General features: G+C 67.6%; 25 protein-coding genes. 10 read left to right on the forward strand and 15 right to left on the reverse strand.

The annotated features are described in order from the left end of the window. Positions 1 to 180 precede the first annotated feature (180 nt). From D3874_RS13985 to D3874_RS14000, 4 genes are all read left to right on the forward strand, one after another. On the forward strand, positions 181 to 1,656 hold the full coding sequence (locus D3874_RS13985) for a calcium-binding protein (protein ID WP_119778630.1): 1,476 nt from the start codon (positions 181 to 183) through the stop codon (positions 1,654 to 1,656). Between the two features lie 165 nt (positions 1,657 to 1,821). Beyond that, positions 1,822 to 3,687: a calcium-binding protein gene (locus tag D3874_RS13990; RefSeq protein WP_158596021.1), complete on the forward strand. Its 1,866-nt coding sequence runs from the start codon at positions 1,822 to 1,824 to the stop codon at positions 3,685 to 3,687. Positions 3,688 to 3,862: 175 nt separating this feature from the next. Then, positions 3,863 to 5,896 (forward strand): calcium-binding protein, encoded by a 2,034-nt coding sequence (locus D3874_RS13995; protein WP_119778632.1) that lies wholly within the window; start codon positions 3,863 to 3,865, stop codon positions 5,894 to 5,896. 46 nt (positions 5,897 to 5,942) lie between these two features. Beyond that, positions 5,943 to 7,079, forward strand: coding sequence for a CobW family GTP-binding protein (locus tag D3874_RS14000; protein ID WP_119782294.1), 1,137 nt, complete (start codon positions 5,943 to 5,945; stop codon positions 7,077 to 7,079). On the opposite strand, the gene D3874_RS14005 is transcribed toward D3874_RS14000, so the two are convergent. The 4 genes from D3874_RS14005 to D3874_RS14020 all read right to left on the reverse strand — a co-directional run bounded on the left by D3874_RS14005 (position 7,069) and on the right by D3874_RS14020 (position 10,426). Next, positions 7,069 to 8,550 carry a tripartite tricarboxylate transporter permease gene (locus D3874_RS14005; RefSeq protein ID WP_119778633.1) on the reverse strand — a complete coding sequence of 494 codons (1,482 nt, stop codon included), beginning with the start codon at positions 8,548 to 8,550 and terminating at the stop codon, positions 7,069 to 7,071. The genes D3874_RS14000 and D3874_RS14005 overlap by 11 nt on opposite strands. After that, positions 8,551 to 9,048, reverse strand: coding sequence for a tripartite tricarboxylate transporter TctB family protein (locus D3874_RS14010; protein WP_158596023.1), 498 nt, complete (start codon positions 9,046 to 9,048; stop codon positions 8,551 to 8,553). Between the two features lie 8 nt (positions 9,049 to 9,056). Continuing rightward, positions 9,057 to 10,037 (reverse strand): Bug family tripartite tricarboxylate transporter substrate binding protein, encoded by a 981-nt coding sequence (locus D3874_RS14015; RefSeq protein ID WP_119778635.1) that lies wholly within the window; start codon positions 10,035 to 10,037, stop codon positions 9,057 to 9,059. A 95-nt stretch (positions 10,038 to 10,132) separates the two neighbouring features. Beyond that, on the reverse strand, positions 10,133 to 10,426 hold the full coding sequence (locus D3874_RS14020) for a hypothetical protein (RefSeq protein ID WP_119778636.1): 294 nt from the start codon (positions 10,424 to 10,426) through the stop codon (positions 10,133 to 10,135). Positions 10,427 to 10,651: 225 nt separating this feature from the next. On the opposite strand from D3874_RS14020, the gene D3874_RS14025 reads away from it, so the two are divergent. Both D3874_RS14025 and D3874_RS14030 read left to right on the forward strand, forming a co-directional pair. Then, entirely contained in the window at positions 10,652 to 10,984 is a 333-nt protein-coding gene (locus D3874_RS14025; RefSeq protein WP_119778637.1) for a hypothetical protein, read from the forward strand. Further along, complete coding sequence (locus D3874_RS14030; RefSeq protein WP_119778638.1) at positions 10,971 to 13,088, forward strand: adenylate/guanylate cyclase domain-containing protein; 2,118 nt, start codon at positions 10,971 to 10,973, stop codon at positions 13,086 to 13,088. Before D3874_RS14025 ends, D3874_RS14030 begins: the two co-directional genes overlap by 14 nt. A 149-nt stretch (positions 13,089 to 13,237) precedes the next feature. Here the strand turns inward: D3874_RS14030 and D3874_RS14035 are convergent, their stop codons facing one another. The 4 genes from D3874_RS14035 to D3874_RS14045 form a co-directional block, all read right to left on the reverse strand. Continuing rightward, positions 13,238 to 13,954, reverse strand: coding sequence for a hypothetical protein (locus tag D3874_RS14035; RefSeq protein ID WP_119778639.1), 717 nt, complete (start codon positions 13,952 to 13,954; stop codon positions 13,238 to 13,240). Between the two features lie 65 nt (positions 13,955 to 14,019). Further along, complete coding sequence (locus tag D3874_RS32430; RefSeq protein WP_338016722.1) at positions 14,020 to 14,271, reverse strand: MerR family DNA-binding protein; 252 nt, start codon at positions 14,269 to 14,271, stop codon at positions 14,020 to 14,022. Then, positions 14,196 to 14,435, reverse strand: coding sequence for a MerR family DNA-binding transcriptional regulator (locus D3874_RS32435; RefSeq protein ID WP_338016723.1), 240 nt, complete (start codon positions 14,433 to 14,435; stop codon positions 14,196 to 14,198). The genes D3874_RS32430 and D3874_RS32435 overlap by 76 nt, the downstream gene beginning before the upstream one ends. Beyond that, entirely contained in the window at positions 14,432 to 16,591 is a 2,160-nt protein-coding gene (locus tag D3874_RS14045; RefSeq protein ID WP_119778640.1) for a heavy metal translocating P-type ATPase, read from the reverse strand. The genes D3874_RS32435 and D3874_RS14045 overlap by 4 nt, the downstream gene beginning before the upstream one ends. A gap of 133 nt (positions 16,592 to 16,724) precedes the next feature. Between D3874_RS14045 and D3874_RS14050 the strand changes: the two genes are divergently transcribed. Both D3874_RS14050 and D3874_RS14055 read left to right on the forward strand, forming a co-directional pair. Beyond that, positions 16,725 to 16,925, forward strand: coding sequence for a heavy-metal-associated domain-containing protein (locus D3874_RS14050; RefSeq protein ID WP_119778641.1), 201 nt, complete (start codon positions 16,725 to 16,727; stop codon positions 16,923 to 16,925). 91 nt (positions 16,926 to 17,016) lie between these two features. Beyond that, positions 17,017 to 17,661, forward strand: coding sequence for a hypothetical protein (locus D3874_RS14055; RefSeq protein WP_147385667.1), 645 nt, complete (start codon positions 17,017 to 17,019; stop codon positions 17,659 to 17,661). Between the two features lie 22 nt (positions 17,662 to 17,683). Here D3874_RS14055 and parC read toward each other — a convergent pair whose 3' ends face one another. Both parC and recO read right to left on the reverse strand, forming a co-directional pair. Continuing rightward, positions 17,684 to 19,900 carry a DNA topoisomerase IV subunit A gene (gene parC, locus D3874_RS14060; RefSeq protein ID WP_456306446.1) on the reverse strand — a complete coding sequence of 739 codons (2,217 nt, stop codon included), beginning with the start codon at positions 19,898 to 19,900 and terminating at the stop codon, positions 17,684 to 17,686. Between the two features lie 35 nt (positions 19,901 to 19,935). Beyond that, positions 19,936 to 20,658 carry a DNA repair protein RecO gene (gene recO / locus D3874_RS14065; RefSeq protein WP_119778644.1) on the reverse strand — a complete coding sequence of 241 codons (723 nt, stop codon included), beginning with the start codon at positions 20,656 to 20,658 and terminating at the stop codon, positions 19,936 to 19,938. A 157-nt stretch (positions 20,659 to 20,815) separates the two neighbouring features. Between recO and D3874_RS14070 the strand changes: the two genes are divergently transcribed. Continuing rightward, on the forward strand, positions 20,816 to 21,931 hold the full coding sequence (locus D3874_RS14070; RefSeq protein ID WP_119778645.1) for a DJ-1/PfpI family protein: 1,116 nt from the start codon (positions 20,816 to 20,818) through the stop codon (positions 21,929 to 21,931). Positions 21,932 to 21,938: 7 nt separating this feature from the next. On the opposite strand, the gene D3874_RS14075 is transcribed toward D3874_RS14070, so the two are convergent. Further along, positions 21,939 to 22,352, reverse strand: coding sequence for a hypothetical protein (locus D3874_RS14075; RefSeq protein WP_119778646.1), 414 nt, complete (start codon positions 22,350 to 22,352; stop codon positions 21,939 to 21,941). Between the two features lie 266 nt (positions 22,353 to 22,618). Between D3874_RS14075 and coaA the strand changes: the two genes are divergently transcribed. Next, a complete protein-coding gene (gene coaA, locus D3874_RS14080; RefSeq protein ID WP_119778647.1) occupies positions 22,619 to 23,575 on the forward strand; it encodes a type I pantothenate kinase in 957 nt (318 codons plus the stop codon). A 9-nt stretch (positions 23,576 to 23,584) separates the two neighbouring features. On the opposite strand, the gene D3874_RS14085 is transcribed toward coaA, so the two are convergent. The 4 genes from D3874_RS14085 to D3874_RS14095 all read right to left on the reverse strand — a co-directional run bounded on the left by D3874_RS14085 (position 23,585) and on the right by D3874_RS14095 (position 25,657). Further along, a complete protein-coding gene (locus tag D3874_RS14085) occupies positions 23,585 to 24,022 on the reverse strand; it encodes a hypothetical protein (protein ID WP_119778648.1) in 438 nt (145 codons plus the stop codon). 119 nt (positions 24,023 to 24,141) lie between these two features. Beyond that, entirely contained in the window at positions 24,142 to 24,813 is a 672-nt protein-coding gene (locus D3874_RS14090) for a metal-dependent hydrolase (protein ID WP_158596025.1), read from the reverse strand. Then, on the reverse strand, positions 24,768 to 24,956 hold the full coding sequence (locus tag D3874_RS28565; protein ID WP_158596027.1) for a hypothetical protein: 189 nt from the start codon (positions 24,954 to 24,956) through the stop codon (positions 24,768 to 24,770). The genes D3874_RS14090 and D3874_RS28565 overlap by 46 nt, the downstream gene beginning before the upstream one ends. 119 nt (positions 24,957 to 25,075) lie before the next feature. Further along, complete coding sequence (locus tag D3874_RS14095; protein WP_119778650.1) at positions 25,076 to 25,657, reverse strand: DUF488 domain-containing protein; 582 nt, start codon at positions 25,655 to 25,657, stop codon at positions 25,076 to 25,078. Positions 25,658 to 25,664 lie beyond the last annotated feature (7 nt).

Raw genomic sequence — 25,664 nt, forward strand, 5'->3', positions numbered from 1 at the left:
TTAGCACCGCATAGCCGAATCGGGGCCGATCTGTGGCGCGTCAGGGTATCGAGCGCTCGGGCTCCAAAGCAGTTTCGTCAAGCAGGGCGTTACCGGGCCCTGACCCAGTGACGGCCGACAATACCCGGTAATGGTGCAGGGTTCGTCACGACACGGCATTTTTCGAAATAGGAGACTTGCATGGCAACCTTCAATGGAACGGCAGGCAACGACTTAATCCCGGCACTCCTGCCCGACACCTTGTTCGCCTTGGGCAATGACACGATGAACGGCCTGGCCGGCAACGACACGCTCGTCGGCTGGACAGGCAACGACGTCCTGAACGGCGGATCCGGTGTGGACACGCTGATCGGCGGCATCATCAACATCGCCGGCCACGTCGGGACCCTGACGGTCACCGGCCTCGACACCGCCACCTATGTGGATTCTTCCAAGCGCGTGATCGTCGATCTGGGCACCGTGAACAATTTCGTTCTCGATCTCGGCGGCATCCTGGTCGAACTCACCAATACGACCGTCGGCTCGGGCGGTGACGCCCAGGGCGACAAGCTGGCCGGCATTACCAACCTGACCGGCTCCGACTTCGACGACCAACTGGGCGGCAACACCCTGGCGAACACGCTGATCGGCGGCCTGGGCGACGACACCCTGCATGGCGGCGTCGGCGGCGACACGCTGAACGGCGGCAGCGGCATCGACACCATTTCCTATGAAGGCTCGTCGGCGGGCGTCGCGATCGACCTGAGCACCGGTGCCGCCGCCCTCGGCGATGCCGCAGGCGATATCATCACCAGCATCGAGAATGTCATCGGCTCTTCCTTCGACGATGCGATCAAAGGATCGAGCGTCGCCAACCGCCTCTATGGCGAAGGCGGCAGTGACGTGCTCGACGGGCAAGGCGGCAAGGATGTGCTGCTGGGCGGTTTCGGCGCGGATGCCTTGTCCGGCGGTGCCGGCGATGACGCCCTCAAGGGCGACGAAGGCGATGACGGGTTGTCGGGTGGCGACGGCCGCGACCGCCTGGTCGGCGGCGGCGGCAACGACACCATGACCGGCGGCACCGGCTCCGACATCTACTTCGTCGACGATGCCGGCGACACGGTGATCGAATTCGTCGGCGAAGGTACCGACCGCGTCTATGCCTCGGTCAGCTATTCCCTGGGCAACAGCGCGGTGGAGATCCTGGTCCTGAGGGGCTCGGCGACCGACGGCAACGGCAACGAGTTCAACAACACGATCGTCGGCAACGAACTCGACAATGTGCTGACCGGCGCCGGCGGCGTCGACCGCATCAAGGGCATGGACGGCAACGACCTGATCGACGCCGGCATTGGCAACAATCGCGTCCTGGGCGGCCTTGGCGCCGATACCTTCGAGTTCTCCTCGCTGGGTGCCGGCACCACCACGATCGGCGACTGGGAGAGCGGCCCCGACAAGATCGCTCTCGATGCCGATGTCTTCGGCCTTGCCGCCGGCCCGGTGACCGTGGTCAACGGCACCTCGGCCGTGGGCCTGGTGGGCGACGTGTTCTTCTACCAGACCAACACCGGCCGTATCTTCTTCCACGACGGCGACGCCGATACGCTGACCCGTTTCGCCAGCCTGGGCAGCGACCGTCCGGCCAGCCTGGACGCGGGCGACTTCGTCCTGGTCTGATCACACCTTTGCGGCACGGAAGCGGCTTGCCGCTTCCGTGCCGATAGGGACACAGGCGGAAAATTCCCGGTACGGGGGCAATCATCCCCATTGTGGGCGATCTAGCACTCCCTTACCCTTCATCCGGTTCAGGGCCACCGCGGCCCCACCGGGATGGAGAGTGGTGTGCCTGTTGCCATCTTTGGGACCGACGGAAATGAGTTCTTTCATCCCCTGGGTGACGGGCAAGTAGCGCCGGCCGGCTACATCGACACGCCCTATCAGCCGGGCGACGTCATGTACGCCTTTCAAGGCGACGACATCTTCATCGGTGCAGGCGACGGCAACCTCTACGTCGCCTACGACGGCTATGACCTCCTGGATTATTCCGCCTACACCCAAGGCATTGCGCTGGTCGACGCGCCCCCGGGTTCTGAAGCCGCGATCCTGGCCCTGGCCACGGGCCTACAGATCGCCCGTTACTGGCCGGGTGCAGGAGGCAGCTTCGAAGAGATCCGTGGTACGGATTTTGACGACAGTTTCTACGTGCTGGGCGATGTGCAGGTCGTTCTCGCCAACGGCGGCGACGACACCCTGATCGTCAGCGCCAATGCCGAGACCCTGGACGGCGGCAATGGAACCGATACCATCTCCTACAGCCGTTCCACCGACGGGGTTACGGTCGACCTTGCGCTGACCGGGGTGCAAGCCTCTGCCGGTTACGCCAGCGGCGATATCCTGACGGGAATCGAGAATCTGACCGGCTCGGGCTTCGCCGACACGCTGACGGGCGATAGCGACGACAATGTCATCACGGGCGGCGCGGGCACCGATACGCTGGCGGGCGGGGCAGGCAGCGATACGGCCAGTTACAGCGGCTCCGCGGCCGGGATCTATGTCGTCATCGACGGCACCGGCTTCGGCGGCGACGCCCAGGGCGATGCCTTGAGCGGGTTCGAGAACCTGACGGGATCGGCCTTCGCGGACACGCTGGTCGGCGACGGCAATGCCAATATCCTGACCGGCGGCGACGGCGACGACGTCCTCGTCGGCGGGGCGGGCGCCGACCAGTTGATCGGCGGCCTTGGCCTCGACACGGCGCAGTACCGGGATTCATCGGCCGGGGTGATCATCGACCTTGGCCTCGGCACCCTGTCGGGCGGTGATGCCCAGGGCGACAGCTTGAGCGGGATCGAAAACGTCACCGGCTCCGACCTGGCGGACGGGCTGACAGGCGACAGCCACGGCAACCGCCTCTACGGCCTGGGCGGCGACGACGTGATGGACGGCAGCGAGGGCGCGGATGTCCTGCTGGGCGGCGACGGGTCCGACCAGGTCACCGGGGGCGTCGGCGACGACGTCCTGAAGGGAGACGCCGGCGATGACACGCTGACGGGTGGCGACGGCCGTGACCGCCTCGAGGGCGGCAGCGGCGCCGACATCATGGCCGGCGGCGACGGCGCGGACACTTACTATGTCGACGATGCCGGCGACTTGGTTACCGAACTCGCCGGCGCGGGCGAAGACCGGATCTACGCCTCGGTCTCCTATTCGCTGGAAGGCCGCGAGGTCGAGACCCTGATCCTGACCGGCAGCGCGATCCAGGGCGACGGCAACGACTTCAACAATGTGCTCTCGGGCAACGATGCCGACAATGTCCTGAACGGCGGCGATGGGGCCGATCGCCTCAAGGGCCTGGCCGGCGCCGATGTCATCGATGGCGGGGCCGGCGACGACAATCTCTTCGGCGGCGATGGCGCCGACAGCTTCGTGTTCGATACGCCGGGCACGGGCGCCGACACCATCGGCGACTGGGAGGCCGGCATCGACAAGATCGCGCTCGATGCGGCTGCCTTCGGCCTTGCCGCCGGCCCGGTCACCGTGGTCAACGGAACCTCGGCCCACGGGCTTGTCGGCGATGTCCTGTTCTACCAGACGAGTACCGGCCGCCTCTACTTCCACGATGGCGAGACCGACAGCTTGATTCGCTTTGCCAACCTGGGCGGCGACCATCCAGCCAGCCTGGCGTCCGGGGACTTTATCCTGGTCTGAGCCGGACACGACCGATATCGGCCGGTCTTCCTGGCGGAACTGCCGAAGGCCTGGACCCAAAAATAATGTTGGTCTGGCCCTACTTCCAAATCGATGGTTGCATATCGTGCCCAAACGAGGCCACGGCCGTCGCTGTCGCCAGTGACGCCAACCGGAAATCCAGAAGGAGTCTCCCATGGCGACTTTCACCGGCAGCAACAGCGCCGAGGTCATCCCCGACCTGATCATCGGGCCGGTGCAGGGCATCGGAAACGACTTCGTCGACGCCCTTGGCGGCGACGATATCGCCATCGGCTGGTCGGGCGACGACGTCATCCGCGGCGGCGCCGGCGGCGACGTCATCATCGGCGGGCTTCTCAACGCGGCCGGGATCATAACCCTCTCGGGGATCGATGCCGCGGACTACACCACCTCGGTGGACGGGGTGACGATCGACCTCAGCGTCCTTATCAGCCAGACCTTGCCGAGGCTCGGCATCAATATTCAGTTGAACGGTGCAAGCCAGGGCTTCGGGGGCGACGCCCAGGGCGATTACCTGGTAGGTATCGTCAACCTGATCGGCTCCAACACCGGCGGCGACACCCTGACCGGCTCGGCTGCCGCCAACACGATGAACGGCCAGGGCGGTGACGACACGCTGAATGGCGGCGGCGGCAACGACATCCTCCTCGGCGGCGCCGGCCTCGATCTGCTCACCGGCGGGGCCGGGGCCGACTCCCTGCAAGGCGGCGCCTTTCTCGACAGCGCACTCTACGGCTTTTCGCCTTCCGGGGTGACGGTCAACCTGACAACGGGCACCGGATTGGGCGGCGATGCCCAGGGTGACACCCTGACCGGCATCGAAAATGTGGTCGGTTCGGCCTTTATCGATGTCATCACCGGCGACGCGAACAGCAATTCTCTGCAAGGCCTGGGCGGCGATGACACGCTGAATGGCGTCGGCGGCGACGATGTTCTGATTGGCGGCGCGGGTGCCGATATCCTCAATGGCGGGGCGGGCACCAACACCGCAGTGTACGATACCTCGTCGGCGGGCGTTCAGATCGACCTTAGCACCGGTACCACTGTTGTCGGCCAGGGCGGCGACGCCCAAAGCGACCAGCTGACCGATATCACCAACCTTGTCGGCTCCGGTTTCAACGACGTCCTGGGCGGCACCAGCGCCAACAACGGGCTGAACGGCGGCCTGGGCGACGATCGCCTGACCGGCGGCGCCGGCGGCGACCAGTTGATCGGCGGCGACGGCCTGGACATGATTCTATACAGCGCCTCGAGCGTCGGGGTGACCGTCGATCTGGGCTTGAGCACCGCATCGGGCGGCGACGCCCAGGGCGACACCTTGAGCAGCATCGAAAACGTGATCGGCTCCAACTTTGCCGATAGCCTTACCGGGAATGCCGGCGACAACCGGCTTTACGGCCTGGACGGCGATGACCTGCTGAATGGCGGTGACGGCGCCGATACCCTGCTGGGCGGCGTGGGCACCGACAATCTTACCGGCGGCGTCGGCAACGACGTCCTGAAGGGTGACGACGGCACCGACACGCTGACCGGTAACGAGGGCAACGACCGCCTGGATGGCGGTGTCGGCGCCGACAGCATGGCCGGCGGGCTGGGCGACGATACCTACTTCGTCGACGATGCCGGCGACATCGTCACCGAAGCGGCCGGCGAAGGCAGCGACCGGGTCTATGCCGCCGTCTCCTATTCGCTGGACGGTGCCGAGCTCGAGAACCTGTTCCTGACCGGCACTGCCGTGCAGGGCGACGGCAACGGTTTCGACAATGTCATCACCGGCAACGGCGCCGACAATGTGCTGAACGGTGGGATCGGGGTCGATCGCCTGAAGGGCATGGACGGGGCCGACATCCTCAATGGCGGGGCCGGCAAGGACTATCTGTATGGCGGGGCCGGTGCCGACCACTTCGTGTTCGACTCACCGGGCTCGGGCGCCGATGCCATTGGCGACTGGGAAGCCGGGATCGACAAGATCGACCTCAACGCCACAGGCTTCGGCCTGGCCGTCGGCCCGGTCACCGTGGTCAACGGCACCTCGTCCCAGGGCCTTTCCGGCGACGTCCTGTTCTATCAGACCAATACCGGCCGCCTCTATTTCCACGACGGCGACACGGAGGCGCTTACCCTCTTCGCGAGCTTTGGCACCGCCCGTCCCGCCGGCCTGAGCGACACGGACTTCGTCCTGGTCTGACCTCGCCCGCTTGCCGGGGCGGGAATGTTATATTATCACATCAATGATGAGCAACATTCCCGCCCCCACCCCTTCCGGCGATGCCGGCATCCCCGTCACCCTGCTGACCGGCTTCCTGGGCAGCGGCAAGACCACCGTGCTGAACGGCCTGCTGCGTTCGCCGGGCATGGCGCGCACCGCCGTGATCATCAACGAGTTCGGCGAGATCGGGCTGGACCACGACCTGGTCGAGTCGGCCAAGGACGAGATGGTCCTGCTCAAGTCGGGCTGCCTGTGCTGCACGGTGAAGGGCGACCTGATCGAGGCCCTGCGCCGGCTGTTCCTGCAACGGGTGCGCGGCGAGGTGCCGGAATTCGACCGGGTGGTGATCGAGACCACCGGCCTGGCCGACCCCGCCCCGATCATCCACACGCTGATGAGCGATCCCGTGGTCGCGGCGCGCTATCGCCTGGACGGCGTGGTGACCACGGTCGACAGCGTCCTGGGCCTTGCCACCCTGGACGCCCATGCCGAGGCGGTGAAGCAGGCGGCGGTGGCCGACCGCCTCCTGCTGACCAAGGGCGACCTGGCGGCGCCTGAGACGCTTGCGCTGCTGGAACGTCGGCTGGCGGCACTCAATCCCGCCGCGCCGCGGATCAAGGTGGCGCACGGCGTGCTGGATCCGGTGGCGATCCTCAATGTCGGCCTGTACGATCCCGCGACCAAAACCATCGATGTCGCCGGGTGGCTGCGCGAGGAGGCCTATCTTCAGCATCACCACGGCGACGATCACGACCATGGTCATGATCATCATCATCACCAGCATCATGAAGATGTGAACAGGCACGACGATCACATCCGCGCCTTCTGCTTCGTGGTCGACGAGCCGATCGAGCCGCTGGCCTTCGAATCCTGGCTCAATGTGCTGACCAGCTTCCGGGGCGAGAACCTGCTGCGCATCAAGGGGATCGTGAACCTGGCCGGGCACGAGCGCCCGGTCGCCATTCACGGCGTCCAGCACCTGTTCCATCCGGCGGTTGAACTGCCGGCGTGGCCGGGCGACGACCGGCGCAGCCGCATCGTCTTCATCACCCGCGATATCGACGAGGCCGTGGTGGCGCAGACCTTCGCCGCCTTCGCGCAAGGGGCGAAGGCGGCGTCAGGGGCAGGTTACGACCGGCGTTTCACCGGCCTCAGCGCCTGACCCGGCGCCAGATCGGCGGCACCACGATCGCCAGTACGGCGATGGTCAGGATCGAGGCCGAGATCGGCTCGGTCAGGAACACGCTCATGTCGCCCTGGGTCATCTGCAGCGCGCGGCGGAACTGTTCTTCGGCCATGGGGCCCAGGATCAAGCCCACGATCACCGGCGCGATGGGGAAATCGAACCAGCGCAGCAGGAAACCGACGATGCCAATCGCCAGCAGCAGCCACAGGTCGAACACCGACTGGTTGACGCTGTAGACGCCCAAGGTGGCGAAGATGACGATCGAGCCATAGAGGATGGGACGCGGGATGTGCAACAGGCGCACCCACAGGCCGGCCAGGGGCAGGTTCAGGACCAGCAGCATCACATTGCCGATGTAGAGGCTGGCGATCAGGCCCCACACCAGCGGCCCGCCGTTCTCGAACAGCAGCGGCCCGGGCTGGAGATTGTACTGCTGGAACGCGGCCAGCAGGATCGCGGCCGTCGCCGAGGTGGGCAGGCCCAGCGCCAGCAGGGGCACCAGCACGCCGGCCACGGCGGCATTGTTCGCCGCTTCCGGCCCGGCCACGCCCTCGATCGCGCCCTTGCCGAATTCCTCAGGTCTCTTGGACAGCTTCTTCTCGATCAGGTAGGACAGGAAGGTCGGGATCTCGGTGCCGCCGGCCGGCAGGGTGCCCAGCGGAAAGCCCAGGGCGGTGCCGCGCAGCCAGGGTTTCCAACTGCGTCCCCATTCCTCGCGCGTCATCCACATCGAGCCGCGGATCGGTACGATCTCCTCGACCCGCAAGGAGGCGCGGGCTGCAAGGTAGAAGGCCTCGCCCACGGCAAACAGGCCGACCGCGACGACGACCACGTCGATGCCGTCCAGCAGTTCCGGAACCCCGGCGGTAAAGCGCGAGGTGCCGGTCAGGCTGTCGATACCGACGAGTCCCATGGCCAACCCTAAGCACAGGCTGGCCAGGCCGCGCAGGATCGAATTGCCCAGCACCGCGGTGACGGTCAGGAAGGCCAGCACGATCAGGGCGAAATAGTCGGCCGGACCGAACGAGACGGCCAGTTTGACCGCAAAGGGGGCGGCGAAGGACAGCGCGATGGTGGCGAGCGTACCGGCGACGAACGAGCCGATGGCGGCGGTGGCCAAGGCCGCCGCGCCCCTGCCCGCCCGTGCCATCAGGTTGCCCTCGATCGCCGTGATGATCGAACCGGACTCGCCCGGCGTGTTGATCAGGATCGAGGTGGTGGAGGAGCCGTACATGGCGCCGTAGTAGATGCCGCCGAACATGATGAAGGCACCGGTCGGGTCCAGCTTGGCGGTCACCGGCAGCAACAGGGCAACGGTCAGCGCCGGCCCGATGCCGGGCAGGATGCCCACGGCGGTACCAAGCGTCACGCCCAGGAACGACCACAACAGGTTCTCGGCCGAGAGGGCGACGAGGAAGCCGTTGGCGAGCAGTTGGAAAGTATCCATTCAGAGCAATCCAGCGAGCACGCCCTGCGGCAGGGGAAGACCAAGGCCGGTGGTAAAGCCGTAATAGACGCCAACCGCCAGAATGATTGCGATGACGAGATCGCGCAGGATCGCCCGTGAGCCAAAGCCCCGGGCAACGCCCATGAACATCACCACCGAGGCAACGATGAAGCCGCCGGGGCGATAGAGCAGGATGCCCAGGACGATACCGGCGATCACCCAGGCCAGGGTGGGCCAGTCGATCTTCTCGCCCATATCGTCGGCCGAGCGCCAGCCGCCGCGGATCGCCTTGAGCAGCAGGCCGAAACTGACCAGCGCCACGGCACCGATCACCATCATCGGGATGACCGTGGGCAGGCTCTTGCGGTGAATCGGCGGGACCTTGATCTCGAACAGGCCCGACAGCAGCGCCGCCGCCGCTGCGAGAAACAGCAGGGCGACGCCGAGTTCCGGCCAGGCGATGGATGGCCGGCGGAGTTCCCCCGCCGGCGGCATCATTTCGCCCTTCATTGCACCAAGCCGATCTCGCGCAGCGTGGTCTCGACCCTGGCCACTTCCTCGCCCAGGAACTTGTCGAAGTCGTCGCCCGACAGGTAGAGATCGGTCCAGTCGCGCTTCTTCAGCACGTCCTGCCACTGCGTGCTCTTGTGCACCGTATCGATGGCCGCGATCAGGGCCGTGCGCTGCGCTGCATCAATGCCCGGCGGGGCGAAGACGGCGCGCCAGTTTGCCAGGTCGACCGCCACGCCCTGTTCGCGCAGGGTCGGGATGTTGATGCTGGCCACCCGCTCGGGCGAAGAGATCGCCAGGGCACGCAATTCGCCCGAAGCGATCTGGCCGGCGAATTCGCCATAGCCCGAGACACCGGCCGAGACCTTGTTGCCCAGCAGGGCCGCCAAGGCCTCGCCGCCGCCCGAATAGGCGATGTAGTTGACCGAGGTCGGATCGGCACCCACCGCCTTGGCGATCAGGCCGACCAGGATCTGGTCGGTGCCGCCGGCCGATCCGCCGGCCCAGGTGGTCTTGCCGGGGTCGGCCTTGAAGGCCGCGACCAGGTCGGCCATGGTCTTGAAGGGCGAGGCCGCGGGGACCACGATCACCTCGAACTCGCCGGTCAGGCGGGCGATCGGCGTGACATCCTTGAGCGTCACGGGGGACTGGTTGGTCAGCACCGCGCCCACCATCACCAGGCCGCCCACCATCAGGGCATCGCCGCTGCCCTTCTTGCCGGCGAACTGGGCGAGGCCGATGGTGCCGCCGGCGCCGGCGACGTTCTCGACCGTCACCGTCTTGGCCGCCCCGGTCGCCAGCAGCACTTCCTGCAGGACCCGGGCGGTCTGGTCCCAGCCGCCGCCGGGCTTGGCCGGCGCCATCACCGTCAATTCGGGCAGGCTCTCGGCCCGGGCCGAGGCCAGCGGGCCACCGAGGCCGACCACGAGCGCGGCAAGCGCCACGGCGACGTGGCGCAAGAACTTGATACGGGGCATGTCGGGTAACTCCCTTATTTTGCTTATTGGGCGCTGGGTGCGCCCTTGAGGCCTTTTACCTGACGCAGCGTAATGGGGCGGCGCGCACTGTTCAATCACTCGTGATCGAGATCACAGCCTTGCGTCGCGCGCCGTCCTATCGTCCACTCGTGTCGCCGATCCTCAAGCGGGTTCGGCGCCTTTGAGAATTGGAAGGCTGTCATGAATTCGCTCTCGGTCAAGTCGGTGCGCACCACCGCGGCTATCGCGGTCGGCACCGTCGTCGCCATGGCTTTTGCCGGCGCCGCCCTGCATGTGGCGCGCGCCCAGGCGCCGCTGGCCCATCTGGGCACCAACGCGATCGCGGTGGTCGAGGATGTCACCGCGCCGGCGAGCGGCCTGAGTTTCATGGACTTCATCTTCGCCGGCCAGACCGTGGACCTGGGGGCCGACGGCAAGCTGGTGGTTTCCTACCTGTCGGGTTGCCGCAGCGAGACGATCGTCGGCGGCAAGGTGGTGTTCGAGGCCGGCGGTGCCAAGGCCGAAGGCGGCAAGGTAACCCCCACCCTCACCCCAACTGCCAGACCGCGTCGGCCGAGATCGCGCCCGATTCGACCGAGGCGGGGGCGGTCGCCGTGCGCGGCACCGGCGACGTCATGGGCGGCGAAGGGGAAGACCGCATCATCCGTTCCAGCGAGCCGGCGTTCCGCTGGCTGGCCGGCGGGGCGGGCGAAGTGCGCGTCTACAATATCGGCAAGGTGCCGGCGGAACTGGTGTGGACCGGCCAGGGCGACAACGGCCATGCCGAATATCCGGCCAGCGCCCCGCGCCTGACCCCGAACGTGCCCTACCGGGTCGAGATCCGGGCCGGCGGTGCCGTCATCGGCGAGGCGCGCTTCTCGATCGATCCTACCTTGAGCGTGCCCGACACCCTGGCCAATCGTCTGGTGCCGGTTGCCAAGCCGTGAACCGACGCATCGCCGCCGCCGCCTCTGGGCGCGGCGCCTGGGCCTTTCCGGCGCCCTTGCCCTGATCCTAGCCGCCCTGGCGGTCTCGGGCCCGCTCGACTTTCTGGGCCGGGCGGGCATCGATTTCATGATACCGGCCCGCCACGCCCTGTTCGGGCCGATCTTCCCGCCCGAACAGTCGGACGTGGTGCTGATCGCGATCGACGAGCAGACCTATCACGTCCCGCCCTTCGGCGAGACGCCAAAGGTTGCTTGGACACCGCAGCTCGCCACCGTGCTGGACGCCGTCACCGCCGCTGGCGCGGTGGCCATGGGCTTCGACGTGGTGTTCCCCGTCACCCTCGACCGGCAGGACATGCTGGCGGGCCGCGACCGGCCCTTCCTGGTCAGCCTGCGCCGGGCCGCCGAGGCGGGCAAGGTGGTACTGGGCGAGGCCCGGCTGTCGCGGGAGGTGCTGCGCCCGCACCCGGCCCAGCGCCTGGCCGTGAAGGGCGACGGCAATATCCGCCTGCTGAACCTGCGCTTCGATCCCGATGACGTGGTGCGGGCCTATACCGCCCGCTACCGCCTGGAAGGCGGGGCCGGCACCGTGCCCTCCTTCGGCGCGGAACTGGCCGCGCGGGCCGGCGCCAAGGTGCCCGACGAGGATTTCCTGATCAATTTCAACACCGGCCCGGGCGACGTTCCCGTCTACAGCCTGGCCGACATCTATGCCTGCGTCGACACCGACTACATGGCCCGCGCCTTCAAGGGCAAGATCGTGCTGATCGGCGAGGTCCTGGATATCGAGGACCGCTTCCGCTCCGCCAAGCGTTACGCCCTGACCGAAGGCGATACCAGCGGCGACCCGGCCCGTTGCAAGATCGCCGCCGATCCCGACCGCTTTCGCCCGCTGGGCAGCCGCAGCTCGATGCCCGGCGTGCTGATCCACGCCGCCGCCATCAACACCATCACCAAGCAGGCCTGGCTGAACCGCCTGGCCATGCCCGCCGAAGCCGCCTTGTGCTTTGCCTGGTTCCTGGGCCTGGGCTTGAGCTATTTCCAGCTCAAGCCGGCCGGCGGGGCCGCCGCCGGCGGGGCGGCCACCGCCCTTCTCTTCGGCGTTGCCGTGCTCGTCTTTACCGGGGGCACGGTGCTGCCGATCCTGTCGATGGCCGTCGGGGGCATCGTGCTGTTCGCCGGGCTCTATGCCTATCGCTTCGTAATCGAGGACAGCGACCGCCGGCGTATCCACCACGCCTTCAGCCATTACCTGGCCCCGGCCATGGTCGAGCGCCTGGCGGAGGATCCCGACGCCCTGCGCCTGGGCGGCGACCGGCGCGACCTGACGGTGTTCTTCTCGGACATGGTGGGTTTCACCTCGCTCAGCGAGAAGCTGGCCGACCAGCCTGATCGCTTCATCGAGGTGATCAACCAGTACCTGACCGTGATCACCAGCGCGATCGAGCAGCACGACGGCTATATCGACAAGTTCATCGGCGACGCGGTGATGGCGATCTGGGGCGCACCCCTGCCCAATGCGGAAGCCGAGCGCCTGGCGGCCCAGGCGGCGCTCGATGCCCAGGCCGCGCTGGAAGCCTTCAATCGGGAGGTCATCGGGCCGGTCTACGGCCTGCCGCCGCTGGGCACCCGCATCGGCATCGCCACGGGCGAGGCGATCGTCGGCAACATGGGCTCGCGCACCAGGCTCAACTACACCGTCACCGGCGACGTGGTGAACCTCGCCTCGCGCCTGGAGGGGGCCAACAAGCACTACGGCACCGGCGTGATCGTCTCAGGCGCCACGGCCGAGCACCTGGGCGATCGCTTCGTCCTGCGCACCCTCGACCGGCTGGTGGTGAAGGGCAAGTCGCAGGCGGTGCCGATCTTCGAGCTGGTCGGCCGATCGGGAGAGGTTACGCCGGAGCGCAAGGCGCAACTCGCCGTCTTCGACCAGGCCCTGGACAAGTTCCTGGCCCGCGATTTCGAAGGCGCCCAGGCGGGCTTTGCCGAACTGGCGCAGATCGACCCGGTCGCCGCCCTCTATCACGCCCGCGCCTTCGCCTTCCGCCTGGAACCGCCGCCCGATGATTGGGACGGGCGCTATGTGCTGGAGACGAAGTAGTTATTTTGCACAGGCATCGTGCGTCCTTCGAGACGGCCCTGCGGGCCTCCTCAGGATGAGGAAAATCTTAATGGCATAAAGATTCTCCTCATCCTGAGGAGCCACCGAAGGTGGCGTCTCGAAGGACGCAACCACAGCCGTCCCAGCCCCTATTGCCCCGGGAACAGGATGGGTTTCACCGCGGCGCGGATGTCCGAAAAGGGCCGCGACTTGTTCAGGGCGTCGAGCACCGGATCGGCGGCGGGCTTGTCGACCACCAGGCCCTTCTCGAACAGATCCTTGGCGCAGGCCAGCCAGTCCTCGATGATCGCCCGGCGGTCCTTGTCGGTCGCCAGGTGCTTGGGCGTCTGCCCCTTGAAGCCGACGCCGGCATAGGCGTCGAGCGCGGTCTGGATGTTCCGGCTCTTGCTCTCGTAGACATGGCGCAGCGTGGCCGCGGAGACCGTGGCCGCCGTGATGTCGCCAAGCGGGGCGGCCAGCCGGGTCTGACTGCCGACCTTCGTCCGCTTGGGCAGGTGGTAGACGAGATAGTTGTGGGTCTCGGCCGACTTCACCGCTTCACGCAGGGAGGGATCCGGGCTGTTCACGTTAGCGGCGTCGAACTTGTACATCTCGGCCGGTTCCACCTGGCCGAAGCCCACGGCAGAGCCGGCGCCCGTCTGGGGAATATTGTTGAACAGCGACTCTTCCCAGAAAATCGACAGGAGCAGGGCAAGGCCGGCATCGCGGCCGCTGTCGTCGTTGGCACCCCGCCAGCCCTTCCATTTGGCCAGGGCCAGGCCGACCGGGTTGATGATCCCGCTCGATTCGACCTTGGTGACGAACATCATGTATTCCCAGCTTTTGCCGGGCATCGTCGCGGCCATTGTCTTCCTCCCCCAAAGGCCGCTTCAGCATTGGGCGAAACAGGGGTCGGGGCAAGTGGCGCCCGTCACTGTTTGCCGCAATTCCCGCCCGGCCCCTGCCCCGCCAGATCGTCCAGGATCGGGCAATCGGGCCGGTCGTCGCCGTGGCAGGCCTCGGCCAGGTGGCTCAGCGTCCGGCTCATGGCCTGGAGTTCCGCGATCTTGCGCTCCAGCGCCGCGACATGGTCGAGGGCCATTTGCTTCACCTCGGCCGAGGCCCGGCCCCGGTCGCGCCACAGGTCCAGCAGGCCGCCGATCGCCTCGAGCGAAAAGCCCAAGTCGCGGCCCGGCGAATGAAGCGCAGGCTTTCGACATCGCGCGGCTGATAGCGGCGATAGCCGGCATCGCTGCGCGGCGCCGCGGCCAGCAGCCCGATCGACTCATAGTGGCGGATCATCTTGGCCGAAACGCCCGAGGCGTCGGCCGCCTGGCCGATATTCATGGGGCAACCTCCGTGAGATGGGCGCGCCAGCGGCGCAGCAGCAGGGCATTGCCCAGCACGCTGACACTGGAGGCCGCCATGGCGACGCCGGCGACGATGGGCGAGAGCAGGCCCAGGGCGGCCAGCGGGATGCCGACGACATTATAGGCAAAGGCCCAGAACAGGTTGGAGCGGATCTTGGCCGCCACCGCCGCGGCCAGGTCGAGCGCCGCCGGCACCAGCAGGGGGTCGGGCCGCATCAGGGTAATGCCGGCGGTTGCCATCGCCACGTCGACACCGCCCGCCATGGCGATGCCGAGATCGGCCGCGGCCAGGGCCGGGGCATCGTTCAGGCCGTCGCCGACCATGGCCACCACCTTGCCGTCGGCGCGCAAGCGGTCGATCGCCGCCGCCTTGTCGCCCGGCAAAACTTCGGCCTCGACCTGTTCGATCCCCAGGCGGCCGGCGATGGCCTGCGCCGCCGCCCGCCGGTCGCCCGAGATCAGGGCCGTGGCGATGCCGCGCCGATGCAACTCGGCGATGGCCGCGGCGCTGCCGGGCCGGAGCGCATCCTCGAAGGCGAAGCGCGCCAGCATGACGGCACCCGCGGCATCGCGCCGGACCAGGACGCTCTCGCTGGCGCCGGGCCGCAGCGGCGCGGCGGCAGGAATGCCCGCCTCCAGGGCGGCGCGCTCGCTGCCCAGCAGATAGTCGGCGCCTTCGACCGTGCCGGTGACGCCGCGCCCCGACAGGTCGCGCCCTTCCGCAACCTTGGGGATCTTGAGGTTGCGCGCCTCGGCGGCCTCGATCAGGGCCCGGGCCAGCGGATGGCTGCTGCTGGCCTGCAAGGCGGCGGCGATGGCCAGCGCATGCGCCTCGTCCGCGGCTTCGACCGCCACCAGGCGCGGCTTGCCCTGGGTCAGGGTGCCGGTCTTGTCGAACACCACCACATCGACCTGCCGCGCCGCCTCCAGGGCCGCCGGGTCGCGGATCAGGATGCCGTTGCGCGCGGCCAGGCCAGTGCCGACCATCAAGGCGGCCGGCGTCGCCAGGCCCAGGGCGCAGGGGCAGGCGATCACCAGCACCGCCACGCCGTGGATGATGGCGTCCTCGGCAGAGGCACCGGCGACGAGCCAGGCCAGCATGGCAGCCAGGGCGATGACCACCACCACGGGCACGAAGATCGCGGAGATCCGGTCGACCAGGCGCTGGATCGGCGGCTTGGCCCCCTGTGCCGCGGCCACCATGCGCATGACGCTGCCCAGGAAGGCCTGCTCGCCGATCGCGCCGACCCGCACCACCAGTCGCCCCTCGCCGTTCACCGCGCCGCCCACGACCGTGTCGCCGGGGTGCTTGGGCACCGGCAGGCTCTCCCCGGTCAGCAGGGCCTCGTCGACGGCGCTCGCCCCCGCTTGCACCGTGCCATCGGCCGGCAGGCGCGCGCCCGCACGCACGACCACCAGATCGCCCGGCCGCAACTCGTCGGCCGCGACCTCGACCTCGTTGCCGGCAGCATCGAGGCGGAGCGCGCGGTCCGGCCGCAGGGCGGCCAGGGCGCGCAGGGCCGCCCCCGTCTCGCGCTTGGCCCGGGCCTCCAGGTGCTTGCCCAGCAGGACCAGGGTGATGACCGCGGCCGAGGCCTCGAAATAGAGGTGATGGTCGCCGTGGGTCAGCAGCAGGTAAAGGCTCAAGCCATAGGCCGCGGTGGTGCCCAGCGCCACCAGCAGGTCCATGTTGCCGGCCCCGGCGCGCAGGGCCCTGTAGCCATGAACATAGAAGCGCCAGCCCAGGCCCAGTTGGACGATGCTGGCCAGGGCCAGTTGCCACCAGCCGGGCAGCATCAGGCCGAGATCGAACGGCGCCAGCAACATCGGCAGGACCAGCGGCAAGGTCAGGAGCACCGCGGCCGCGACCTCGGCCAGGCGCGGGGCACCGGCCCCGGTCTCCAGGGCCGGGTCGAAGGCATCCGCCACCACCCGGGCACCATAACCCGTGGCCTCGACCGCGGCGACCAGGGCCGTCTTGTCGCTCGAGCCCTCCACCCGGGCGGTTTCCGTCGCCAGGTTGACGTCGGCCCGGGCAACCCCGGGGACAGCCGCCAGCGATTTCTCGATTCGCGACACGCAGGCAGCACAGGTCATGCCGTCGATCTTCAGGGTGATGCTCGCCGTGGTCATGTCATGCCTCGATTACCTATGGCCTCAGCGGACACCTTCCAAAGATGGGAAGGTCAAGCGGAAATTTCCACTCTTGACCTTCCCACGATGGGAAACCCCATCTTCGTGGGCGAGCGCAACGGAGTTCTGAGCGATGCAAACGATGAAAGTGACCGGCATGACCTGCGGCGGCTGCGCCAAGGCGGTGGAGCGGGCGGTGGGCACCGTCGCCCCCAATGCCGGCCCGAAGGTTGATCTGGCGGCCGGCGAGGTCAGCTTTGCCGACGGCGTCGACGCCAATCTGGTCGCCCAGGCCATCCAGCGCGCGGGTTTCGAGGCTGGACAGGCGACCTGAGCAACCGCGCTGCACAATGGGTCTTGACCCGCAACCGGCGGCACGTTCCCTTGTCGCCATGGATCGCGTCACGCCTCTTTATGGATTGGTCTTGCTCCTGGCCATGGCCGGCTGTGCCCTGGAAGAACCAGGCGCGCCGGCCGCCAGCATTACACCGGCAGCGGCCGTCCCGCAGCAGCCGCCGGTGATGCCCACGCGCCGGCCCGCGCCCAAGCCGGTCACCCTGTCGCCGGCACCGGCCACGGCGGCGGCGGTCCCCGCCCCCGCCCCGCTGACGAGCCCCGCCCCGGTCGAGGACCGCCTGGCCGCCACGGCGCCCCCACCGCCAGCCGCGGCCCCGCCCGCCCCGAGCCGGGTGCGGCCGCGCTCCGCCCCGCCGGGGATCAACCTGTCGCTGCGCACGCCCTCGCTGCTGCCCAAGGTGCCCGGCACCGTGACCCTGGCGATCGAGGCCAAGCTCAGCAACGACGGCAACCTCGACGCCCTGCTGTCGGTGCCGACGGCCTGCGATGTCGTGGCCTGGGAAATCGTCGACCGCGCCAACCAGGTCCTGCTGTCCAAGGAGCCGGCCATCTGCGCCCAGGTCGTCGCCGAATCGACCCTGCGCCCGGGCGAAATCCTGGTGGCACGCGACCGCATCGAAGTGCCGGGCGACAGCCTCACCGCCGGCGGGCGCTACCGCCTGCGCTATGCCTTCTGGGGCGCGGTCGCAGAAGCGGACATAGCGGTGCAGTAGCGCTGCCGAAGAGCCTGGCTCCTCACGAGAACCGGTTAGCCTTGGGGAAACCGCGCGGTGCCAGGCGGCCGGCGCCGGCCCGCGTGCCCATCCAGTCGGCCAGGTTGGTCTCGACCTTGGTGCCGGTGCCGTAGGGCCAGGACAGGCCCGCGGCCAAGGTGAACACCTTGGTGTCGGCCAGGCCGCCGTCCTTGTACTTCTGCAAGGTGACACCGCGGCCGCGGGCCAGCTCCGGCACCTCGGCCAGCGGGAAGACCAGCAGCTTGCGGTTCTCGCCCACGACGGCGACATGGTCGCCCTCGACCACGGTGCAGATCATCGCCTCGGCGCCTTCGCCCGGGGTCATCACCTGCTTGCCGGCCCGGGTCTGGGCGATGACCTCGTCTTCCGCCACGATGAAACCCTTGCCGTCGCTGGCCGCCAGCAGCAGCTTGCGCCCCGGCTTGTGGACGAAGATGGCGACGATATCCTGGTCGTTGGCGAGGTCGACCATCAGGCGGATCGGCTCGCCATGGCCGCGCCCGCCCGGCAGCTTGTCGCCGCCCAGTGTGAAGAAGCGGCCGTTGGTGGCGAAGACGAGCAGCTTGTCGGTGGTCTCGGCCTTGACCATGAAACGGCCATGGTCACCTTCCTTGAAGCGCACGTCGGCGTCGCTGTCGACATGGCCCTTCAGCGCCCGGATCCAGCCCTTGGAGGAGCAGACCACGGTGATGGGCTCGCGTTCGATGAAGGCGGTCGAGGGCAGGTCCATCGCCTGGGGCGCCTCGGCAAAGCTGGTGCGGCGCTTGCCCAGCGGCGTGTCCTCGCCGAATTCCTTGCCGATTTCGCCGACCGCCTTGGCCACCGCCTTGCGCTGGAGGGCGGGTTCGGCCACCAGTTTTTCCAGCGCCGCGCGCTCCTTGGTCAGGCCGTCGAATTCCTTGCGGATCTCGAATTCCTCGAGCTTGCGCAGGGAGCGCAGGCGCATGTTGAGGATCGCCTCGGCCTGGACGTCGCTCAGCTCGAAGCGCTTCATCAGCGCGGGCTTGGGCTGTTCCTCCTCGCGGATGATGGCGATCACCTCGTCGAGGTTGAGATAGGCGATCAGGTAGCCGCCCAGGATCTCCAGCCGGTGGGTGATCTCGGCGAGGCGGAAATTGGCCCGTCGCACCACCACCTCGATGCGGTGGTCGATGAAGCACTGAAGGGCTTCCTTCAGGCTCATCACCCGCGGCATCTGGCCCTTGTCGATGACGTTGAGGTTGAGCTGGGCGCGGACCTCGAGGTCCGAGAGCTTGAACAGCCCTTCCATCAGCATTTCAGGCGCCACCGTGCGGCTGCGCGGCACCAGCACCACGCGGACGTCGTCGGTCGACTCGTCGCGCACGTCTTCGAGCATGGGCAGCTTCTTCTGCTCGATCAGTTCGGCGATCTTCTCGATCAGGCGCGATTTGGGCACCTGGTAGGGGATCTCGGTGACCACGACATTCCAGGTACCACGGCCCTGGTCTTCCTGGTGCCAGCGGGCACGAACCCGGAACGAACCGCGACCTGTTGCGTAGGCTTCGCGAATGGCAGAGGGGGATTCGACCAGAATGCCCCCGGTGGGAAAGTCCGGCCCCGGCACCAGGGCGACGATCTCGTCGATCGAAGCCTCGGGCCTGGCGATCAGCAACTGGATCGCGGCGCACAGTTCGGCCACGTTGTGCGGCGGGATCGCTGTCGCCATGCCCACCGCGATGCCCTGGGCGCCGTTGGCCAGCAGGTTCGGGAAGGCGCCCGGCATGACCACCGGCTCCTTCTCCTCGCCGTCATAGGTCGGGCGGAAATCGACGGTGTCGTCGTCGATGTCCTGCATCAACAGTTCGGCGACGCGGGTCAGGCGCGCCTCGGTATAGCGCATGGCCGCCGGGTTATCGCCGTCGACATTGCCAAAATTGCCCTGGCCGTCGATCAGGGGATAGCGGACGGCGAAATCCTGGGCCAGGCGCACCAGCGCGTCATAGACCGACTGGTCGCCGTGGGGATGGTATTTGCCGATCACGTCGCCGACCACGCGGGCCGATTTCTTGTAGCCCGACTTGGGGTCCAGCTTGAGCTGGCGCATGGCATAGAGCAGGCGCCGGTGGACGGGCTTCAGGCCGTCGCGCACGTCGGGCAGCGAACGGGCCATGATGGTCGAAAGGGCGTAGGCCAGATAGCGCTCGCCCAGGGCGCTGGACAGCGAAACGTCGCGAATCTCGCCCGGATCGAAAGTCATGTCGGTCATGGCCGGAACCTAGCAGACGAAGTGATTCACCCCAACAGCAGGTTCAACAGCCGCGCCCTGGCCGGGGGCAGATTGCGTCCCTGCGGCCCCAGGATGTGGCGCTCGATGAAATGGCCGGTCAGGGCGAAGCCGTCGGCCACCTCGGCAGGGTAGTCATTGCCTGCCTGGGCGCCCAGCAGGAAGCGGGGCAGGCGCAGCAAACGGTCGCCGTAAGGCTCGGCCGCGCGGGCGCTGACCGCCCGGCCGGTGCGCGGCGAGACATGGGTGAGGTCGTCGGGCGAGCCGGTCACCGCGCAGTTGGCCAGGTCCAGGCCAAAGCCCAATTCGGCCAGCAGTTCGACCTCGAAGCGCACCATCAGCGGCGCCCAGGGGCCATCGGCCTCGATCACGTCGAAGACCACGGCCAGGCCGTCGAATAGCCTGGCATGGGGCTCGCGTTCCGGCAGGCACTGTTCGACCAGGGCGCAGACGGCGCTCAAGGCGGCCAGCCGCCGCGCCGAATCGAGCACCGCCGCCGCCCGCGGGCGCAGCAATTCCAGCGTGAAGCTGCCCAGATGATCGGACAGACGCGCCCGCCACTGTACCTGCACCTCGTTGCCTGCCTGGAGGACCGGCGTCATGCGCCGCCCTGCCCCGCCCCGCACCAGGCCCGGGTGGCGGCCGTGATCGCGGGTCAGCAGGGTGACGACGGCATCACGCTCGCCCAAGGGCCGCGACGACAGCACCACCCCCGCATCATGCCACTCCAAACCCGCCTCCACCGCAGCGCCGGTCCCAGTCTAGGCGATCACGGGCGGCCGATCAGTAATGTCACGCTTGGCTGAAAACGCGGGATCTTTGACATTTCGGCCAAAAGATTCAGCACCCATCTTCACCGGCGGACGCACGGCTTGGCGGAGACAGATCATGCGACGGTTCTGGGTTGGATTGATCGCGGCCGCGGCGGCCGGGATCGGGCTGGCCGCCACGGGTGTCCTGTCGCCTCAGAACCCGCCCACGGCCGCCGCCCAGGCCGCCGCCTTGCGCCCCGCCCAGTCGCTGGCCTTGCCGCCACCCAAGGCCGGCCGGACGCGCCCGCTGGTGGCCGTGGCGGCCGACAATGCCGGCACCGAGACGACCGATTTCATCGTCCCCTACGGCGTGCTGAAGGAATCGGGCGTGGCCGATGTCGTCGCGCTATCGACCGGCGCCGGCCCGATCGCGCTGATGCCCGCCCTGACGGCGCGCGCCGACATGACCCTGGCCGCCTTCGACGCCGCCCAGCCGGCCGGGGCCGACATCGTCATCGTGCCGGCGCTGCACGATCCCGATAACGAAATCCTGCGCGCCTGGCTGCGCGGCCAGCACGACAAGGGCGCCACCATCGTCGCCATCTGCGAGGGGGCCTGGGTCGCGGCCGGGGCCGGGCTGCTCGACGGCAAGGCCGCGACCACGCATTGGCATGCGCTGGAAGGGATCGCGCAGGCCTATCCGGGCACGGCCTGGGTCCGTGACCGCCGTTATGTCGCCGAAGCCGGTGTGATGACGACAACCGGCGTCAGCGCCTCCATCCCGGCATCATTGGCCCTGATCGAAGCGATCGCGGGCCACGACGCCGCAGCCGCCACGGCCGGGCGACTGGGTGTCGCCGCCTGGGCACCGGCACACAAGACCGCCGCGTTTACGCTGACGGCCGGCCGGATGGGGACGGCGGCCTGGAACTGGCTGGCGGTCTGGGATCATGAAACGGTGGGGGTTCCGGTCGCCGATGGCGTCGACGAGATTGTGCTGGCGCTGACCGCCGATGCCTGGTCGCGCACCTACCGCTCGAGCGCCATTGCGACCCAAGGAACGGCAAGTGTGCGGAGCCGCCGGGGTCTCGTCCTCGAAACCACGGCGGAGACCGAACCCGACCGCCACCACCTCGCCCTTCACGGCACGCCCGGTAGCGCGATCGACGCCGCCTTGGCAGCCATCGCCGCGCGCTATGGCGCGGCGACCAGCAATTTCGTGGCACTCCAGCTCGAATACCCGCAGCGCTAGGGCGCGATCAGCGCGAGCCCAGCAACGAATCGACGATGCCGTCTGCCAGGCCCAGAGCGCCATGACTGGCCACGCCCGCCGTGTCCAGGGCGGCGCCCGTCGTGGCACCGGCGAGGCCCAGGGCACTGTCGACGATCCCGCCGACCAGAGGCTGGCGTTCACGCGGGCGACCGGCGTAGGGCCGGTCATCGTCCTGGTACGACCGGTCATAATCCTGATAGGCATCGGGGACATAATAACCGCCGCGCTGCCGGCTGGAGGCATAGGTGTCGGCATCGACGTCGACGCCCAGGCCCAGCGGGCCTTGCACGCGCACCCCCAGCGAGCCCCCGGCTTCCTGCGCCGAAGCGATCTGGGCAAAGCCGATCAACGCCAGCGACACCAGGGTGCCGCCCACGACGCGCAGTCCACGCTTGTGCATGTGAAATCTCCGTCGACGGTCCGGGGCAGGCATGCCGCGTTTGCCCGTCTGGGATAAGAAATGATCGATGCCCGACCGCGTTCCGCCGACATCGACAATTTTGTTGATACGCCGATGACGCCAAAGCGACAAATATCTTGCGCTGCGGGCTTTTGCCCTGGTTACCCCCGTGGTATCAGGACGAAAATCGAGGGCGCGCCGCGGTAGTTCAGGCCGATCGACGTCCCGGAATTGCGTGAGGGTTCCTGGGTTCGCGAGGGTTGGGCATGCCCGATGGCAAGTTGAAGCCTTCGATCGAACAGCGGTTTACGCTGTTTGGTCGAGAGGAATGGCGCGGTCTGCGGGCAGATACACCGCTGACCTTGTCGCAGGAGGATCTGGTCCGCCTGCGCGGTGCCGACGAGATGATCTCGCTCGAGGAAGTGGCCGATATCTACCTGCCGCTGTCGCGCCTGCTCAACCTGCACGTCAGCGCCACCATCGAGCTTTACCGCTCGACCTTCCGGTTCCTCGGCACGGCGCAGGCCAAGGTGCCCTATATCATCGGCCTGGCCGGCTCGGTTTCCGTGGGCAAGAGCACCTCGGCCCGTATCCTGCGTTCGCTGCTGGCGCGCTGGCCGGGCCATCCCAACGTCTCGCTGATCTCGACCGACGGCTTCCTGCACCCCAACAGGGTGCTGGCCGAACGCGGCCTGATGGAACGCAAGGGCTTTCCCGAAAGCTATGACGTGCGAACCCTGCTCAGCTTCCTGGCCGACGTGAAGGCGGGCAAGCGCCGCGCCAAGGCACCGGTCTATAGCCATATCACCTACGATATCGTGCCCACCGAATTCCAGGAGATCGACCAGCCCGACATCCTGATCGTCGAGGGCTTGAACGTGCTCCAGGTGAATACCGCGCCCGGCCTGGACGACGTCATCTTCGCCTCGGACTTCTTCGACTATTCGATCTATGTCGACGCCGAGACCGAGATGATCCGCGAATGGTATGTCGCGCGCTTCCTCAGTTTCCGGCAGACGGCGTTCCGCAACCCCGGCGCCTATTTCCAGCGCTATGCCAACCTGTCCGACCAGGAGGCACGGGAAACCGCCCTGTCGATCTGGACCCGCATCAACGAGCGCAACCTGATCGAGAACATCCGCACGGCCCGCTTCCGCGCCGACCTGATCCTGCGCAAGGGCGAGAATCACCGGGTCGAGTCGGTCGCCCTGCGCAAGCTGTAGGGCAGCCGTTCAGACCGCGATGCCGTCCAGGGCGTGGGCGACGGCGCGCTGGATCGTGGCTAGGCGGCGGGCGCCGGTCAGGCCGGGAATCGGGATCCTGGGCACGACCGAGCATTGGATCTGCACGCCCTGGACCGTGGGATCGATATAGAGCGGATAGAAGTTGCCCAGCGAAACGAGGGTCGGCCCGTCCATGATCACCAGGACGCCGCGCGCCTCGTCGACCTGGTAGAGTTGATAGGGCCGCCCCAGCCGCCGCAGGCGGTTGATCGCAACGGCGACGCTCAATCCCGGGGCGATCACCCGGCGAAAGCGCCGGCTGCGCGGCAGGCGAATGAAATCGGGCCGGCGGGCGATCCCCCAGAACAGGATCAAGGCGGCGACCGCCACCACCACCAGTCCGACACCCCAAAACTGCGACGCCAAAGCTTCCATCGCGCCGATCACGATTGTCCCCACATGCCTGTCTTAATAGCAGAGCACGGGGACAAGTGGTTAACAAAAGGTAGAGGGCGGTGCCACCGGCACCGCCCTCTTCCCTCCTCCGCCGGCAGGCCTGCTGGCCGTCAGGCCGCCTGCAGTACGGCGCGCTGGGTCTCCAGCAAGGCGCGATTGTCATGGTCCCAGGGATGGAAACCGGGACGGAAGAAGTCGAACCAGGGCAGCGCGGTGCGCGTGATGACCCCGCGCAGCCCCCAGAACAGGGCAATAAGCCGCATCCAGTTGCGGAAATTGCTGTGGCCGTCGGCCTTCAGGATCAAGGCGACGTGCTGGAACATGAAGAAGCTGAAGGTCATGGTGACCAGCAGCATGGTGCGGGTGCGCAGCAGGTAGCCGCGCAAGCCCGGGGCAACCGACTTGAAGACGTCGAAGGCCACGGCCTTGTGCTCGTTCTCCTCGATCGCATGCCACAGCCACAGGCGCGCCATCTCCGGGTCGGCACCCTCGAGCGTCTTGGGGTTCTTCATCAGGTAGTCGGCCAGGATCGCCGTGAAATGTTCCAACGCCACGGTCACCGCCAGCCGGCGCTTGGGACTCAGCATCTTGTTGGCAAAGGCGATACGGTTTTTCACGCCCTCTTCCAGGCGGGTCACCACGGCCCCGGCGCGCTGGGTCACCATGCGGTTGTAGCGCAGGTGTTCGCGGCTGTGGATCGCTTCCTGGGTGGTGAAGCCCTGGATCTCGGCCTTCATCACGGGGTCGGTGATCTCGCCCGAATTGTCGCGGACGGCGTCCATGAAGAACTTCTCGCCCTCGGGAACATGATCGACATGCCGTCGAAGAACGCGGTCCGGACCGGATCCCCGGCGCACCACAATTCCTTGGTGCCGTCGACCTTGAACAGGATATTGCGCGGGGTAATCGTGGTCAGGCTGGCCATGGTCGCGTCCCTTGATCGTTTGTCCGTGAGGCCCATTTTGCGACACGGCGACATTTGTTACTGACATAAATGTCAGCTTCGCCCCATCGCGTCAACAGGTTTTATCGCCTGACAAAATTTTATCGGTGGCCGCGCCACGCCATCGTCGCCGATTGCCGGTCATAGGCGGCTTCGATCGGGCTGTCGGCGAACAGGTCGCCGATCCCGCCGGCATCATCCTGCGCCACCAGCCGGGCCTCGAAGGCGGCGTTGTCCTCGACCGTGCCATCGCCATGGATATGGCGGATGTCGGCAAAGTCGGGGCGCAGGCGGCGGCTGACCAGGGCGGTGCGATGGCACCCGAGCGGGTCGCGTTCGGCGCACATCAGGCACACGGTGGCCCCCGCCCCGGCCGCGCCGACCAGCGCCGCCTTGGCCACCGCAAAGGCCGGATGGGCAGCAATCAAGGCATGCCGGGCGATCCCCGCCTCAAAGCAGGCGGGGTCCCTGGGCCGGGCGCCAAAGCCCTCGCCCAACCAAAGGTAACCGATGCCCGCCGCGCCCAAGCTGGCCCGCAGGCGATCCTTCGAGAAGTGCGGGGCAAAGCGCGAGACCGGATGCGAGCGCACGTCGGCCAAGACGGTCACACCCTGGCGGATCAGGAGATCGAGGAACGTCTCGATGCCGTGATTGGAATGGCCGATGGTGAAGAGGGGTGGCATGCCGACG

The organism is Oleomonas cavernae (assembly GCF_003590945.1).
Lineage (GTDB): Bacteria > Pseudomonadota > Alphaproteobacteria > Zavarziniales > Zavarziniaceae > Zavarzinia > Zavarzinia cavernae.

Bases quoted from the DNA above. Each gene is read 5' to 3' on its own strand.
- D3874_RS14050 (WP_119778641.1), top strand. From the start codon at position 16,725: ATGCAAACGATGAAAGTGACCGGCATGACCTGCGGCGGCTGCGCCAAG.
- D3874_RS14070 (WP_119778645.1), top strand. From the start codon at position 20,816: ATGCGACGGTTCTGGGTTGGATTGATCGCGGCCGCGGCGGCCGGGATC.
- D3874_RS14075 (WP_119778646.1), bottom strand. From the start codon at position 22,352: ATGCACAAGCGTGGACTGCGCGTCGTGGGCGGCACCCTGGTGTCGCTG.
- D3874_RS13995 (WP_119778632.1), top strand. From the start codon at position 3,863: ATGGCGACTTTCACCGGCAGCAACAGCGCCGAGGTCATCCCCGACCTG.
- D3874_RS14090 (WP_158596025.1), bottom strand. From the start codon at position 24,813: ATGGACGCCGTCCGCGACAATTCGGGCGAGATCACCGACCCCGTGATG.
- D3874_RS14045 (WP_119778640.1), bottom strand. From the start codon at position 16,591: ATGACCACGGCGAGCATCACCCTGAAGATCGACGGCATGACCTGTGCT.
- D3874_RS14010 (WP_158596023.1), bottom strand. From the start codon at position 9,048: ATGATGCCGCCGGCGGGGGAACTCCGCCGGCCATCCATCGCCTGGCCG.
- D3874_RS13985 (WP_119778630.1), top strand. From the start codon at position 181: ATGGCAACCTTCAATGGAACGGCAGGCAACGACTTAATCCCGGCACTC.
- coaA (WP_119778647.1), top strand. From the start codon at position 22,619: ATGCCCGATGGCAAGTTGAAGCCTTCGATCGAACAGCGGTTTACGCTG.
- D3874_RS14005 (WP_119778633.1), bottom strand. From the start codon at position 8,550: ATGGATACTTTCCAACTGCTCGCCAACGGCTTCCTCGTCGCCCTCTCG.
- D3874_RS14015 (WP_119778635.1), bottom strand. From the start codon at position 10,037: ATGCCCCGTATCAAGTTCTTGCGCCACGTCGCCGTGGCGCTTGCCGCG.
- parC (WP_456306446.1), bottom strand. From the start codon at position 19,900: ATGACTTTCGATCCGGGCGAGATTCGCGACGTTTCGCTGTCCAGCGCC.
- D3874_RS14020 (WP_119778636.1), bottom strand. From the start codon at position 10,426: ATGAAACTCAGGCCGCTCGCCGGCGCGGTGACATCCTCGACCACCGCG.
- D3874_RS14095 (WP_119778650.1), bottom strand. From the start codon at position 25,657: ATGCCACCCCTCTTCACCATCGGCCATTCCAATCACGGCATCGAGACG.
- D3874_RS32435 (WP_338016723.1), bottom strand. From the start codon at position 14,435: ATGAATATCGGCCAGGCGGCCGACGCCTCGGGCGTTTCGGCCAAGATG.
- D3874_RS14000 (WP_119782294.1), top strand. From the start codon at position 5,943: ATGAGCAACATTCCCGCCCCCACCCCTTCCGGCGATGCCGGCATCCCC.
- D3874_RS14035 (WP_119778639.1), bottom strand. From the start codon at position 13,954: ATGGCCGCGACGATGCCCGGCAAAAGCTGGGAATACATGATGTTCGTC.
- D3874_RS28565 (WP_158596027.1), bottom strand. From the start codon at position 24,956: ATGGCCAGCCTGACCACGATTACCCCGCGCAATATCCTGTTCAAGGTC.